This window comes from Methanospirillum hungatei, assembly GCF_019263745.1.
In the GTDB taxonomy this organism is placed as follows: domain Archaea; phylum Halobacteriota; class Methanomicrobia; order Methanomicrobiales; family Methanospirillaceae; genus Methanospirillum; species Methanospirillum purgamenti.
In genome coordinates this window covers 2577364-2593694 of record NZ_CP077107.1, presented here as the reverse complement: position 1 = coordinate 2593694, position 16331 = coordinate 2577364, and the positions used below count along the sequence as shown (strand labels likewise).

General features: G+C 40.0%; 12 protein-coding genes. 9 read left to right on the top strand and 3 right to left on the bottom strand.

Features of this window, described 5'->3' with window-relative positions:
- Nucleotides 1–234 precede the first annotated feature (234 nt).
- From tnpC to KSK55_RS12595, 4 genes are all read left to right on the top strand, one after another.
- Nucleotides 235–1713, top strand: coding sequence for an IS66 family transposase (gene tnpC / locus KSK55_RS12610; protein ID WP_218607127.1), 1479 nt, complete (start codon nt 235–237; stop codon nt 1711–1713).
- Nucleotides 1704–5498: a PAS domain-containing protein gene (locus KSK55_RS12605; RefSeq protein ID WP_306128596.1), complete on the top strand. Its 3795-nt coding sequence runs from the start codon at nt 1704–1706 to the stop codon at nt 5496–5498. Before tnpC ends, KSK55_RS12605 begins: the two co-directional genes overlap by 10 nt.
- 58 nt (nt 5499–5556) lie before the next feature.
- Nucleotides 5557–6006: a response regulator gene (locus KSK55_RS12600; protein ID WP_218607125.1), complete on the top strand. Its 450-nt coding sequence runs from the start codon at nt 5557–5559 to the stop codon at nt 6004–6006.
- A gap of 113 nt (nt 6007–6119) precedes the next feature.
- On the top strand, nt 6120–8039 hold the full coding sequence (locus KSK55_RS12595) for a transporter substrate-binding domain-containing protein (RefSeq protein WP_218607124.1): 1920 nt from the start codon (nt 6120–6122) through the stop codon (nt 8037–8039).
- Nucleotides 8040–8129: 90 nt separating this feature from the next.
- Here KSK55_RS12595 and KSK55_RS12590 read toward each other — a convergent pair whose 3' ends face one another.
- Both KSK55_RS12590 and KSK55_RS12585 read right to left on the bottom strand, forming a co-directional pair.
- Entirely contained in the window at nt 8130–8834 is a 705-nt protein-coding gene (locus KSK55_RS12590) for a PAS domain-containing protein (protein WP_218607123.1), read from the bottom strand.
- 10 nt (nt 8835–8844) lie between these two features.
- Nucleotides 8845–9936: a PAS domain-containing protein gene (locus KSK55_RS12585; protein WP_218607122.1), complete on the bottom strand. Its 1092-nt coding sequence runs from the start codon at nt 9934–9936 to the stop codon at nt 8845–8847.
- A gap of 337 nt (nt 9937–10273) precedes the next feature.
- Between KSK55_RS12585 and KSK55_RS12580 the strand changes: the two genes are divergently transcribed.
- The 5 genes from KSK55_RS12580 to KSK55_RS12560 all read left to right on the top strand — a co-directional run bounded on the left by KSK55_RS12580 (nt 10274) and on the right by KSK55_RS12560 (nt 15612).
- Nucleotides 10274–11698 (top strand): MFS transporter, encoded by a 1425-nt coding sequence (locus KSK55_RS12580; RefSeq protein WP_218607121.1) that lies wholly within the window; start codon nt 10274–10276, stop codon nt 11696–11698.
- Nucleotides 11699–11745: 47 nt separating this feature from the next.
- Nucleotides 11746–13113: an MATE family efflux transporter gene (locus tag KSK55_RS12575; protein WP_218607120.1), complete on the top strand. Its 1368-nt coding sequence runs from the start codon at nt 11746–11748 to the stop codon at nt 13111–13113.
- A gap of 149 nt (nt 13114–13262) precedes the next feature.
- Complete coding sequence (locus KSK55_RS12570; RefSeq protein WP_218607119.1) at nt 13263–13742, top strand: PadR family transcriptional regulator; 480 nt, start codon at nt 13263–13265, stop codon at nt 13740–13742.
- Between the two features lie 132 nt (nt 13743–13874).
- Nucleotides 13875–14861 carry an ATP-binding cassette domain-containing protein gene (locus KSK55_RS12565; RefSeq protein ID WP_218607118.1) on the top strand — a complete coding sequence of 329 codons (987 nt, stop codon included), beginning with the start codon at nt 13875–13877 and terminating at the stop codon, nt 14859–14861.
- A gap of 1 nt (nt 14862) precedes the next feature.
- A complete protein-coding gene (locus tag KSK55_RS12560) occupies nt 14863–15612 on the top strand; it encodes an ABC transporter permease (protein WP_218607117.1) in 750 nt (249 codons plus the stop codon).
- 12 nt (nt 15613–15624) lie between these two features.
- Here KSK55_RS12560 and KSK55_RS12555 read toward each other — a convergent pair whose 3' ends face one another.
- Nucleotides 15625–16320, bottom strand: a complete 696-nt coding sequence (locus tag KSK55_RS12555; RefSeq protein ID WP_218607116.1) for a TetR/AcrR family transcriptional regulator — start codon at nt 16318–16320, stop codon at nt 15625–15627.
- Nucleotides 16321–16331: the final 11 nt, after the last annotated feature.

Genomic DNA, 16331 nt, shown 5'->3' with positions numbered 1-16331 from the left:
AAAATGACAGTAACTACTCATTCAATGATCCAATCACAAGATGTCTCCACACTTCAGAGAATTATTGACGAGATCCCTTGTGCAATATTCATTATAAATTCGTAACTATTCAGCCGGTCTCAGCGCCCTTATCCCGTCCATCTGAAAACCTACTCTAATATTAGTCCTCTTCTTCTAAAAATTCATTTTTACCGAAAGATCTTTTTATAATGACTATTAACGTTAAATTATCAAATGGACTTTCCAGAAGAACTCAAAGCCAAAATACTTGAATGTCCTCCTGAAGTAATTGCATATATTGTTCACCTACATGAAAGAATTGATCAATTAGAATCCAGAGTCAAAGAACTCGAATCCAGGCTAAACCTCAATAGTCGAAATAGCGGAAAACCACCATCTTCTGATGGGTATGCTAAAAAGAATCGAAATAAATCAGATTCTCGAAAGAAATATCCGGGAGGTCAACCCGGCCATAAAGGGACAACCTTAAGGCAGAGTCCTCATCCAGATCATATCGAATATCATAAACCTCATGAATGCTCCAAATGTGGACATAGCCTTGTTTCTGGAAAAATACTCGGCATTGAAAAAAGACAGGTTTTTGATCTTCCCCCTCCTCCCACAATCGAGATAACAGAACATCAGTCTTTCACTATCTGCTGTCCTCATTGTGGTTTAAAAACATCAGGGGATTTTCCCGAAGATGTTACACATCCAGTTCAATATGGATCCAGAGTCAAATCTTATCTGACCTATTTTTCTCATCATCAATTAATCCCTTATGAACGAGTAACTGAAATCTGCTCAGTTCTTTTCGGTTTTTCTGTTAGTCCTGGAACAATCGTAAATTTAACTCACAATCTAGCGAAGAAATTACAATCATTTAAGGATGATATTGTAAACGTTCTTCAAAATGAGCCCGTAATCCATAATGATGAAACTGGAGTCAGAGTAGAAGGAAAACTTCATTGGCTTCATGTGACCTGTACTCCTAACCTAACTCATTATTCCCTTCAGAGAAAAAGAGGTAAAGAAGGAATGGATAATATTGGAATCCTTCCTGAATTTCATGGGATTAGTGTTCATGATTTCTGGGGTCCTTATCTTTCCTATTCCTGCGAACACAGTTTTTGTTGTGCTCATATTATCCGAGAACTCATCCGGGTTGAAGAAGAAACCTCTCAAAAATGGCCTTATGATCTTATTGAGTTATTATTAGGGGCAAAAGAAAACAAAGAGATATTTCATGGAGTTGGGGTTCCTATTCCTCCAATCATTCGTACCAGTCTGATGGAGTCATACGATGAATTGATACAGATAGGACTGGATGAAAATCCTCCACCGGTTGTAGATGAAGTAAAAAGGGGCAGGAAGAAAAAGGGATTTGTACGAAACTTACTCGAAAGGCTAAAAGAGTGGAGAGAGAGTGTGTTGAGATTTATAAATGATCCTCTCGTTCCATTCGACAATAATCAGGCCGAGAGAGATATTCGTATGATGAAGGTAAAAATGAAAATATCAGGTGGATTTAGAAGCTTCGATACAGCCAGTGCGATTGCTCTGATCAGAAGTTACATCTCAACTATAAGAAAAAATGGAATTAATGTTATTGAAGGAATTGTTTCAGCATTTCATAATTTTCCATGGTCACCAAATAGAACCAAAGATATTAGTGGAGAGTCGTTACTCTCTCAAAATCTTGCATTAGCCTAAGCCGACTGAATAGTTACATAAATTCAAACGGGATCTTTATCGAGTGTAGTAAAACTGCTCTAACTCTCTTTCAAATTGATACCCCGGATCAGATAATTGGAAAAAATCCGGAGATTATTTCTCCTCCATTTCAAAGAAATGGAAAAAATAGCAACGAAGAAATAAAGAAATGGATCCTTTTCGCAAGTCAGAAAGGGAGTGTTTCATTTTACTGGGATCATAAACGGTTGAACGGCGAGATATTTCCAGCAAAAGTGACATTATCAACATCAATATATGAAGGAGAAACCTGCATACTTGCCACCGTTGTTGATAATACCGGAAATGTTTTACTAGAGGAAACCGAGGCATTGATAAATGGGAACCCCTATGCCCTCATAGTTCTCAATCCTGATTTGACCATCGCCGATGTCAATCCGGCATTTTCTAATATTTCCGGATATGTTCGTCAAGAATGGATCTCTAAAAATCTTTCCGATTTTACTATCCTCAAGCGGGAAGGACCAGCGGTTGATGAAGCTATGAAAGATAAAAAAACCGTTTCAGGGAAAATTATCGTCCAATTTCCAACCGGTATCCGGCATATGGAATATTCCTATATTCCGGTTTTTGATGCCAATGGAGAATTAATAAAGGTATATGATATTTTTGCAGATCAAACAGATATCATCGAAAAACTTCATGAATCGGAAACTCTGATTTCTGAAAATCCGACGAGTATTATCACGACTGATATGAAAGGCAATTTCCTCCAATTTAATAAAGCTTTTTTAGAACTTACCATGATGTCTGGGGAACTGTTGCGAACAATGAACCTTGGCGATTTTAAACTTTTATCACGGGAAGGAGCGACGTTTTCTGATGCCCTTACTTCAAAAAATCCGGAAAAAGGTACAATGGTGGTGGATTTTGGTGACCGGATCAAAGTTCTGGAATATACATACCTCCCAGTTCTGGATGTAAATAATACAATACAAAAGGTATTGTGCATATATAATGATTTAACTGATCTGAAAATATACATAGAAGAGAATAAAACTTTTGTATCAGAAAACCCATATGCAATTTTTACATTAAATCTTGATTTACAGATAACAGATGCAAATCCGGCATTTTCTAAATTAAGCGGGTATCCTACAGAACAACTTCTGAAAATGAGACTCCAGGATTTCAATGTCATCCAAAGAGAAGGGCCGAGTGTTTCTGATGCAATAAAATCCGGGAAACTCGAAGGAGGAAGTATGGTCGTACAGTTCCCAATTGGTATCAGACATGTAGATTATTTCTACATACCAATTAAGGATCCACGAGGAAATATTCACAAAATTATTGAAATTTTTTTGGATCGGACCAATCTTGTTGAACAATTGCATGAATCAGACACCCTTATTTCAGAAAATCCCACCAGTATCATTACCACCGATCTCAAAGGAAATTTCCTCCAATTCAATAAGGCATTTATGAATCTTACCATGATTCCAGAGGAAAGGTTACGGACGATGAACCTTGCCGATTTTAAACTCATATCCAGAGAGGGTGCAATGTTTTCGGATGTTCTTTCTTCGAAAAGCCCAGAAAATGGTTCGATGGTGGTAGATTTTGGTGACCGGATAAAAGTTCTGGAATATACCTACCTCCCGGTTCTGGATGTAAACAATACAATACAGAAGGTATTATGCATATATAATGATTTAACAGACCTGAAAACATTCATTGAAGAAAATAAATCGTTTGTTTCAGAAAATCCCTATGCCATATTTACTTTAAATCTGGATTTACAAATAACAGATGTGAATCCGGCATTTTCTAAATTAAGCGGGTATTCTACGGAACAACTTTTGAAAATGAAAATTCAGGATTTTACAGTTATAAAAAAAGAAGGACCGAGTGCAGTTGATGCCATAAATTCAGGTAAACTCGAGGGCGGGAATATGATCGTACAATTCCCAGCGGGTATCAGACATGTAGATTATTTCTACATACCGATTAAAGATCCACGAGGAAAAGTTCACAAGTTAATAGAGATATTTTTGGATCAGACCAATCTTGTTGAGCAGTTGCATGAATCAGAGACACTAGTACATGAAAGTCCTGCCGGAATAATTACTACAGACCTAAACGGAAAAATTCTCTCATCCAATAAGGCATTTCAGGATATCATTCAATTATCTGAGTCAAAATTGACTACGATGAGTCTTAAAGAAATAAATGTCATTGAACGGGAAGGGACAACATTTAATGAAGTCATTTCTTCAAAGAAAGATGGGACGGGCACTATAACCGTTGATCTCGGATCTTTTACAAAAATATTGAATTATACCTACATCCCCATCCTGGATGTCAATAACAATGTAATCAAAATTGTCATGATGTATATCGATATTACGACCATCAAAAAGATGGTTGTGTATCTTGAAAAATCTATCAGCAACCTGTATGAGAATATATCCTCTCTTTCTCATGGAAATACGAGTTTTACCTCGACTGTGCTTGATGCAGATCGTGAGATTACAGGAGCACAAGAACAATTTGTTAAAATTAGTCAGGCAGTAAATATTGCACGTGATGCAATAGCCCGCCTTGTCAGAGATTCAACTCATATTGCAGATGCAGCTCTTGCAGGTAATCTCTCATTCCGTGTAGATCAGACAGTTCACGAGGGAGATTATCGGAAAGTTATCGAAGGGATGAACCAGACCCAGGCATCAATAGAAATGCCAGTTATGGAAGCTATGCGAATTGCGAAAGAATATGCAGGATATAATTTTTCTGCCCGGTTTGATAAAAAACTGGATATCAAGGGAGACTGGATATCATTCAGAGGAGCACTTGACGAAATAGGAGATAAAGTAGCAGAAGCGATCTCAACAATAAACACTCAAGTCAAAAATCTTTCTTTAAATGCAGATCAGGCCAATGTCAACGTAGGTGAGATAGCACAGGGAGCAGGACAAATGGCACATAGTGCCAGTCAGGTTTCTACAAATGCAGAACAAGGGAATTCTGGTGTTCAGCAGATCCTCAAGGCAATGGAAGATTTGACTATTACCGTCGCTGAGGTTTCCAAAAAGACTGAAGAAGTATCAGAATATTCCCGGAATGCCAATGACCTTGCAAAAGAAGGAGCATCTCTTGCCAAGAAATCTGAAGATGGAATGCAGGTTATTACAACGAGTGCGGAGGATATGAACCGGTTAATTAGAGAAATTCAGCAGGATATGGGCCAGATTGGTAAAATTGTCCGCCTGATATCAGATATCGCGAGCCAGACTAACCTTCTTGCACTAAATGCTGCTATTGAAGCTGCAAGGGCTGGTGAAGCAGGACGGGGATTTGCAGTAGTTGCTGCAGAAGTAAAAGCCTTAGCAACTGAATCAAGAATATCCGCAGAAAATATTGCTGAAATGATTACTTCACTCCAGAAAAAAACCGAGGATGCAGGAAATTCTGCAGAGACTGCTGCGGAAGCAATAAAAGATGGTAATGTAGCATTGAGTGACACATTGAAAGTCTTTGGGAAACTAGCCGAATCGGTTAGTGGTATCTCCATGCATGTTGAGCAGGTTGCTGCGATGACTGAAGAACAGGCTTCCGGGGTAGAAGAGGTTACCGCGAGTGTAAATGAGATATCCAACCTTCTTGAAGGTAACTCTAAGGAGGCCGTGGATATTGCAGGAATTGCAGAAGAGTCAGCGGCATCTATTGACGAATTAAAATCAATAATACAGCAGGTGAATTCCGGAACTGATCAGGTATCAAAAGCGGTTGCACATTTTGTTGTATAATTTGTAGTTGCATATTCTGTCCAACAAGATTACCAATAATTTCCAGGATTTATTTTTTATGAGTAGTTCTATTCATTCCCCCTTACCTCAATCACAAAATATTCAATTTTGTAACTCTGAAAAAAAACAGAAACGCAGGTATCGTATTCTTTTAGTCGATGATGATGAAGATCTGCTATATATAAATCAGATGTTCATTGAGCGATATGAAGGATTCGAGGTTAATACTGTTTCAACAGTAAAAGAGGCATTAGAAAAAATAAACTCAGATTCATATGACGTAATAGTATCAGACTATGATATGCCTGAATTAAACGGCATCGATTTTTATAAAATTTTACGATTAGAAGAAAATTTCACCCCATTTATTATTTTCTCAAGTAAAAGTCGGGAAGAAATTTCTCTTTGTCATCAAATACCAGATTCGCTTATATTCATTCAGAAACAAACAGATTTATTACGGGTTTGTAAAGAACTCGTCTCTCTTATCCATCTGAAAATAGCGTAATTCTTCTCACAAAGACCAATTATCAATGGAAATAACAATTCGAATTGTGATCTAACATAGTTTCTGATGGGAAATTTCGGTAATCATAAATAATAAATTTTCTCATATTGAGTATGCATCGTAAATATCTGCATATTTCAATTTTAGTGATTTTTACTGTATCTCTACTTATTATACCCATAGTAGCGGATGAATCGAATGATGAATTTCAAGGCCTTGCCTGGGTGACTGAAGAATATCCTCCCTATACATTCATAGACAACGGGACACCTTCAGGATTGATGGTTGATATGGTTACTGCTATATCCAGAAAGGCAGGGTATGAACTTCCCAAACAGTCAAATCATTTTCTCCCCTGGAATGAAGCATATCAAAAGGCCCTTACCAAACCTGGGACCGTGATTTTTTCCATTGCCCGGACACCGGAACGAGAGAACCTCTTTTCATGGGTGGGGCCAGTGGTTTCATCTGATATTGCCTTGTATTCCTCCAGGGACAGGAACATCACCCTCCATGATAGGAAAGAACTGGCAAACTATACTATTGGGACGATTACGGACGATGTAACCATTGACTTCCTGGTTGATGCTGGTGTTCGTAAGGATTCAATTGTCACACGCTCTGACCCCTATGAACTCATACATTATCTTGATGATGGCACAATTGATCTCTTTGCCTACGGAAATATTGCCGCAGAATACCATATTAAAAATGCAACTGGAAATCCCGGATTTTATAAAATATCGGCCAAAATAGGGACATTCCCTATATATATCGGATTCAGTGCAGGAACCCCGGAGAACCTAGTAAAAAAATTCCAGAATGCATTTGAAACATTAAACAAAACACCAGATAACGGAGAGATAAGTGAAACAGAAAGAATACTTTCTTCATGGTTACTGGATGAAAACCTCAAACACCTGGAATATCTTACCGAAGGGTACTACCCGTACACGTTCATGGAAGATGGAATTCCTAAGGGAATATCAATTGATATTTTACATGAAGTATTTTCACGGTATGGTATCACGATTCCATCCGAACGGTTTACCTTTGGTACATGGGAGGAGGTATATCAGAAAACCCTGACACAGAATAACACTGCTTTGTGCATCATTGCCCGGTCTCCGGAACGAGAAGACTTGTTCCAATGGGCCGGCCCAATTGATAAGACATCAAATGTCGTATTTTCTCGTCAAGATTCTGCAGATGAGTTCAAAAACAAAACACTGGAGGAGATGAAGATAGGGGCGATAACTGATGATATTGCTACAATTGCCCTCATCAACTCCGGAGGAAAAGACATTATCTATTCTACTGATCCAAAGGAACTTATTAAAAAACTCGAGAGCGGTGAGATAGACGGGTGGGCATATGCCTCTATGCCCGGATATCAGTTAATAAACAAATATGCCTCTGATCCGGATTCTATTGTACCAGTTCATTCATTACAGACCTATGACTATTACATCGCTTTTAACAAAAATACGACACCACAGGTTGTGCAGGCATTCCAGGATATGTTGGACATTATCCGAACAGAAAAGGACCAGACCGGAGTGAGCACATATGATTATATCATGTACCGGTATGTTGATCCAGTCTATTCTGAATCATCTATAACTCCACAGGATGTGACTGACCTGGTAAACCAGACTGCGACAGATCTTGCCCGTGATGCTCCAGGAACTATAAAAAACATAAACGCAGGTCTTGCACCATATCGGAATGCAGAACGTCCGGATCTCTACGTGTTCATGTATGATACAGCAGTCAACATGGTTGCCCATGCAGATAACATCAGAATGGTCGGAGCAAATTATCACAATAAAACAGACGTTGCCGGAAAACCCTTCAGAGATAATATTGTACAGGGAGCTCTTACGAATGGCTCTGGATGGGAGGATTATATTTACAGTAATCCGGTTGAAAGCGGCCTTTTCTGGAAGACAACCAGGTATCAACTCGCCGTAGGGAGTGACGGAAAACAGTATATCGTATGCTCAGGCATGTTCAGGAATAATTCTGAATAATGTATCATGAGTGATACTTTAAGACTAAATCAGAATTCACAATAGAGGATAGTTCAGACAAGAATCGTTGGAAATCCTGATGTGTATTAATTAGAGATTCCCGATACCATAATGTTTTTGCAGAAAATTAATGGTTTTTTCTGATTCCATCCATCTTTTATCCAAATTTGAGATAATATCATCAATTTCCCGAATACATTGGCTTATCGGAACTTCAATATCAGGGGCATACATATCAACGAGAGTTGCTATCACTGTCAGGGGATTTCGGATTTTATCATTTAAAACTGCGAGTTCAATAAGATTTTGTTCCAATTGAATCAGGAGGTTTTTTCGTTCCCTTTCTAAAGTTTTTTGTTCGGTGATATCAATTGCAATACCGATTGTTCCGGTAATCGTGTTTTGGGCATCATAAATCGGCGAAGTATATAATAACGTATTTCTGTCTCCATATACCGCTTCGATAGAGGAGTCCATGCCTTTAAGGGCAAGATGATGAGCATGAACCATTTCTTTATCAGCATGAGGGATAATTTCTTCAATGCTCTTTCCAATACCCTCATTGGGTAACAGGCCGATTTTTTCAAGACCTGCACCAAAAATGCTTTTTAATCGCATAGTGGTATCAGTGGTCAATACAATACCAGGAATGTGATCTACAATCATTCGCAGTTTTCTTTCATTTTCGTTCAGTTTTCTCTCTTGTTCAATCAGTTTATCATAATTCTGCCTGAGCTCTTCTTCTGTAGAGATGATCTCCTCATATGCAGATCCTAATTCTTCATTTTTTCGCAATAATTCAATCTCAATTTTTTTTTCTATCGGTGATATCAGTGAGATAGATACGTGCCGTATGAGATTGATTTGTTACATATACATACTCCAGAAAGATCCGATCCTGAATCGCAATCTCAAGAACAAATGACTTTTCAACCTCGTTATCAATGGCATCCAAAATTTCGTCCAGTTGCTCTGGTAAATACTGAGAGAGATCATAATTCCCTGTCAGATTGAATAAGGTACTTCCGGCGGCTTCGTTATTCATTATGATGTTTCCAAAAACATCAATTTCTAAGACAGGATTCGGATTTAATTCAATGAAGGAAGCTAATGAGAGTATTTTTTCTTCGTATTGCCTCAAATTTGTTACATCAACAGGAATTGAGATCATGTACGGCTTGTCATCAATGGTAATGGTTCTTCCAGAAAAGAGAATATCTTTTATTTTTTTATCTTTTCCCCTCATCTTTACAGGTATGAGATGAAAATAACCATATTGCCGTAACCTGTCGATAACATCATTTCTCTGGTTGATATCTACCCAGAAGTCCAGGTCAATTGCGGTTTTTCCTATGACTTCTTCCCGGGAAAATCCCCACCATTTTGAAAAATGTTCATTCACTTCATAAAATCTGCCGGTTGTAAGGTCAGATATCGCTATTCCCTCGGGGATAAGATCAAATATCGTTCTGAATAACGAATCCGGTTGAACAAGCAGATTATCAGGTAACGAAGCTTGTGATGAATGTTTAAATATCCATATTCTGCCCATCAAACCAGAATCAGGTTCCGGAAACGGTGTTGAATAGAGGAGTAAAGAACCCCCTTCCCGGACTGGGATAGTATGTGAACCAGTCCATTCAGGATTGGATCTAACCAGGTTCAGAACATATAATATATCTTCATGTTGCAGATCCCGGTCAACAAAAAAGCGAAGCATCTCATCACCATTAAAAAATTCATCATGATTTGATAATGAAAAGAGAGTCTTAAACGATGGATTGCAGTAGAGTATTGATAAATCAGGGTTTGTAATCAAAACCCCGTCTTTGAAGGTATCATAACCATTGAATGCAAGATATACAGGTTTCAATTCATCTAACCTATCTTCGTTCATGATATGTGAATAAACACATTACCATAACACTATTGAATAAAAATAAAAAGTCATTCCTTTTTAACCTTCTGATTTTGATACCCAGGACTACAGAGATCAATGTTCTGGAGTTTTTAAAAGTATATCTCAGAATAGTATGAATACGGTGCGTTCCAGGTAATCAAACACGATATAACCATTGATTATCTGCATGATAATTACTCCTATTAATTGTGAGAATAAAGGAATTATCGAACATTTGAGGGAAATGAGTTTGATTTTTTCTGTCTTATTCCTGGATAAAGAAATGATTAAATTCAAAACTATTATCACGAACTCTGACACAATCTGTTACCCCATGTCCCCAATCATCTCCAATCAACTCCACCAAAGACTTCTTCTTACGGCTGCTGCTGTCGGAATGTTTTTAGACGGGCTTGACGGCTCGATTGTAACAATAATTCTCCCACAGATTTCAGAGTCATTCAGCACCGACACCGGGACAGCTTCCTGGGTCATTATCACGTATCTTCTGATGATGGCAGGATTAATCCTCATTGTTGGAAAAGTTGCCGAACGAGGACAAATCAGGAAGATTTTTCTCTGGGGTTTGTGTGTCTTTACTGCTGGATCTGCTGCGTGTGGAATCGCTCCAGACCTGGAAATTCTTCTGACTGCCCGGATTTTTCAGGGAATCGGAGCAGCAATGCTTGCATCAACCGCCTCATTGCTCTGTGTCACCTACCTTCCAAAGGATATGTACGGGTTGGCCTTTGGAGCAATTTCCATGTCTGTTTCTGTCGGGGTAGCAACCGGACCGGCCATCGGGGGATTTATAGCCCAATATTTCTCCTGGCACTGGGCATTTCTCATGAATGTCCCTGTTGGTATCCTCATTCTGGCTTTTGCCATGCATATCATTCCTCCGGACATACCACGTGAAAAGCAACCATTTGACCTGTACGGAGCAATTCTCCTCTTTGGGCTGATGGCAGCAGGAGTGTATTGTCTTGAACGCATTTCTCACCTGGGGATATCTGACCCGCAGATCTTACTCTGTGGGAGTGTCAGTATTGCCTGTCTGATTGCCTTTTATATTCGTGAGCGGATGTGCAATCTACCCCTTATTCATATCAGCGTGTTTTCAGTCTGGAACTTTACCGCAACACTGGTGGCATTTCTTATATATGGGTGTGTATCTATGGGCATTTTCTATCTTCTCCCATTCTTCCTTCAGGCAGGGATGACATATAACCCGGCAATGGCTGGACTGTTTCTCCTAATTCCACCGGTTATTACGGCAATAATCGGCGTTCCGATGGGAAGATGGTCAGACCTTATAGGCAGAAGACCATTTGCAATAGCTGCAGCAATATTCTCCATTGCAGTTTGTGGGATTTTTATGACAATCGTCCCTGAAAACGGCTTTATTCCGCTAGTTCTTGGTCTTCTGTTTATGGGTCTCTTTATGGGTTGTTTTGGCGGACCGGTTGCCAGCAGGGTTGTAGAAAATGCTCCTTCTGGTGAAGAGGGTACGGGAACATCACTCATGGTCACTGCAGTGTACCTTGGGAGTGTCCTTGGTACCGCTCTGTTTGCAACATTTTTCACCTTGGGAAGTGTAGAAACAGGCATTGCAGCATTCTCTGATCTTGACCCGGAGAAATTTTTACGAGGATTTCACCTTTCAATGACTGCTGGGTTTATCCTATCGGTTCTGGCACTCATATTATCGGTCATTGTCAGGGAAAAGAAAACCCAAGAAAACACAGTACGGATTTAAAATAGACAGAATAAAGCCTAATCACATCTTCATAGTGGAGTACTTTCATGGATCATGAATCTGATACAACCGGAGTCACCCTTCTGAAAGGTGATCCGAAAATCGCCATTATAAAACTCTCTATTCCGATGATAGTAGCCATGCTGCTCATGTCCACCTATAACCTGGTGAATGCCATCTGGGTAGCTGGACTCGGGGCAGATGCCTTGGCAGCTGTTGGTTTTATCACTCCCCTGTTTATGATTCTAATCGGACTGGCAAATGGACTTGGAGCCGGAGCTACGTCTGTAATTTCCCGAAGAATCGGCGCAGGAGACAGAAATGGAGCACATGCAACTGCAGTTCAGGCAGTTCTCCTGAGCATCGCAATCTCGATTCTTATATCCCTTTTGCTTATTACATTCAGCAGACCACTGATGATACTGTTTGGTGCAGGAAATACAGTAGATCTTGCAGTAGAGTATGGAAACATCGTATTTGCAGGGACTATCCTGATTCTTTTCACCAATGTCGGATACGGGATTCTCAGAGGAGAAGGAGATACCAAACGGACGATGTACGTCATGGGAGCAGCATCCATCATCAATATCGTTCTTGATCCGATCTTTATCTACTATATGAACTGGGGTATTGCTGGTGCTGCCTGGGGTATGATAGTATCACTGGTTCTCATCGCATCTGTCCAGATATACTGGTTCTGTATTAAAAAGGACACCTATATTACCCTTTCAAAACATGTGGATATTCGTGAAACCAGGCACATCAAAGATGTTCTGGCAATCGGACTTCCAGCCAGTTGTGAATTTTTCCTGATGGCAATCCTCGCCGTTTTCATCAATATACTGCTGGTCATGGTTGCAAATACTGATGCTGTCGCGGTATATACAGCAGGATGGCGGGTAATTATGTTCGCGATCATTCCTCTTGTTGCAATATCCACATCTGTTGTTGCAGTTACCGGTGCAGCATTCGGAGGACGACATTTTGAAAAGTTTCCGGTTATCCATAACTTTTCTGTCTTCTTAGGTATTGTCATCGCTACCATCATTGCAATTCTGACCTGGCTTTTTGCAGATCAGATTTCGTATATATTCTCGTACTCAGCTGAAGGAGCACATCTAGCGCCATCAATAGCAGCATTCCTTGCAACGATGTGCATATTTTATCCATTTGTATCTCCAGGAATTATGTCATCCTCTGTCTTTCAGGGAACCGGGCGGGGATTATCATCACTCCTTCTCAATGTGCTCAGAGAGATAGTATTCATGGCATCTGCAGCATATCTGCTCGGCGTTGTTCTTGGATATGGCGAACACGGCATCTGGTGGGGACTCATTATCGGTGATATTCTTGGTGGAATTACCGGGTATGTCTGGGTTAGGTTTTACATCAGCCGAATTATCAGATATACCTGAATCACATAATTTTTGCTCAATTTTTCACAGATAAACCCACCCGAAAAAGGGGCTCTGAATGCTGATAATGAAAAGCTTTGTATACTCTGTGATCCTAATATCGTATTGTCGATATCGATTAACCGATATCGAATTTTCCAGGTGATACTATGCAAGACAATCGAGAAGACATGAGATCATTCATGAGACGGTTCCACCGGATTCGACATTTCAGGGGATATGGGGGCCTGAAAGTGCTTGTCCTCTATATACTCAGAGAAGGGCCAAAGAATGGAGCTGAACTTATGGATGCTATTGATGTGATGAGCCATGGACACTGGAAACCATCCCCTGGATCCATGTATCCACTACTTAGCAAAGCTGTCGAAGAAAATTTTATCATAAAAAGAGAAGACCGCAGATACGAACTGACCAAGGCAGGTATAGAGGAGATAAATATGTTTAAAACCGGAACGTTTGGTAAAGCAGAAACAGTTGAAGATATCCTAACTGAAATAGACAGCAATCTTTCATATCTTGAAGATTTGACAAAAGAAAAACTGACACCCCATATTCCTATCCTTGAAGAGATCAGGGAGAAAGTAATCCGGCTCCATGAAACACTTCATTCCTCCGGACCAGAGACATAATATCGAAATGTATTCAAAATGAGCAAAAAAGTCAGAAGATAAAGATACTCTCTTTCATGAAATAAGACCAGCACATACTATAGAACACTGAAAACACACCAGATTATCCAATATTATGAGGACAACAATACGATGACACCTGCAATTCAGGTACAAGATCTGACAAAAAAGTTCAATGATCTTGTTGCAGTAAACCACATATCCTTCGAGATTGAGCAAGGTGAGATATTTGGTCTTCTCGGTCCAAATGGAGCCGGTAAAACCACAACGCTCTCCATGTTATCAACCATGCAAAAACCGACACAGGGAACCGCAATAGTTCAGGGTAAAGATGTCGAAAAAAACGAAGATGATGTCAGGAAGGCAATCGGTATAGTCTTTCAGGATCAAAGCCTGGATGAAGAACTCACGGCTATGGAAAACATGGATTTTCATGGCAGATTATACCGTATTCCACCAGATGTTCGAGCACAACGGACAGATGAACTTCTCCGCCTGGTCGAACTGTATGACCGGAAACATGACATCGTAAAGACTTTTTCCGGTGGAATGAGACGAAGGCTGGAGATTGCCCGTGGACTTCTTCATCACCCTTCGGTCCTGTTCCTTGATGAACCAACCCTGGGCCTTGATCCCCAGACACGAAATCATCTCTGGCAGTATATTGCATCATTGAGCAAAGAGAAGCATATCACGATTATTCTTACTACCCATTACATGGAAGAGGCTGACCGGCTTTGCGATCGGATAGCGATCATCGATCATGGAACCATAATTGCGCTTGATACGCCTCAAAACCTCAAAAACGGAATCGGTGGTGATATTATTACCATTACAACATCGGATCCTGCTACCGTTGTGCAGATACTCACCAAACCATGGATACACCGGATCGAGCAGCATCATGATAAGATACGGATAAACCTGGAGAATGCAGAGCAGCATATCAGTGAAATTATCAGTCTCCTCAATCAGCACAGTATCCCGATTCATTCAGTCTCGATTCATAAACCAACACTTGAGGATGTGTTCCTTTCATTTACGGGCAAAACAATCCGGGAGCAGGAGATAGACGGAAAAGAAATGATGCGGATGCACCGCAAAATGATGAGGCATTAATATGGATATTATCTATACCATCTGGCTCCGGAGTATGATTCGCTATGTCAGATCAAAAAGTAGGATCATCGGTAGCATCAGCATGCCCCTGTTCTTCCTGCTCTTTCTCGGATTTGGCTTAAATTCAGTAGTCAGAATACCCGGTTTTGGGGAGAATTATATTCAGTTCCTTATCCCGGGCATGGTTGCCATGAGTGTACTCTTTACCTCAGTCTTTTCAGGGATTCAGATAATATGGGATAAACAGTTCGGGTTTTTAAAAGAAACCCTGGTCGCTCCGGTAACTAGAATGGAGATCATGCTTGGACAGACGTTCGGAGGAGCAACAACAGCACTCATTCAGGGGATTATTATTATGGTAATCTCACTCTTTGTGGGACTTCACGTAGAGAGTGTGACCGGATTTTTGATTGCTCTCGGATTCATGGTGTTGATCGGTATCTCGTTTACAGCATTCGGCATTGCAATTGCTTCCAGAATGGAAGATATGACCGGATTTCAACTGATCATGAATTTCGTCATATTCCCAATATTCGGCCTATCAGGAGCATTATTTCCGATTAGTTCGCTTCCCGAATGGCTTGCACCGATAACAATGATCGATCCCCTGACTTATGGTGTGGAAGGAATCAGGTATGGTCTGACCGGAACGAGCCAGATTAGTCCGGTGATAAGTTTCATGGTAATTGGTGGATTTGCCTGTGTCATGACCATAATTGGTGCATTCCTATTCAGGAAAATAAAAATATAAAAAGTGCCAGGATTACATTATCCCAGGTAGATTGAAACCAAATTGTTCAAAGTCTTTAAGATTCATTATGTGGGCACTTTCACCGGAAGCAATGGACGGCAGGATAAATCGAAAAAAATCTTGGCAAAACTGCTCAAAACTGAATCCCTCTCCAACTATTACCTGTTTCCATTTTTGTTCCATTGAAAGAATGTTCATGAAGGAGATCATGAGGTACATTGATGTCAGGAATGGATCGATATCTCCACGGATGGTCCCATCATCGATTCCTTCCTGAATAGCATCCCGAAGAATCATACGACATGCACCATACCCTTTTCCTATATCTGCTGTACATGGATTCTCTTTTGAAAAACGCTCCGAGCCATAAAAATGAATCATTCGAAGATAATCCGGGTATTCCTGTGAAAATGTGTAATATGCCTGGCCCATCAGTATTACTTTAACGATACCCGAAACCTGTTTATTCATGCATTCAGAATATTTTTCTTTCAGGATCTCAACACCACGAAGGACTATGGAAGCGTAGAGTGCCTCCTTGTTTTTAAAATAAAGATAGATGGTGGCTTTGTTGAGTTCAACTTCACGAGCAATCTCATCCATGGAGACTTGTTCATAGCTCCGGGAAAAAAACAGACGTTCAGCTGCATCAAGTATTTCAGTCCTTCTTTGTTCCTTTTCTCTTTGTCTTCTTTCAGATATTCCCATATGGCCTCTCT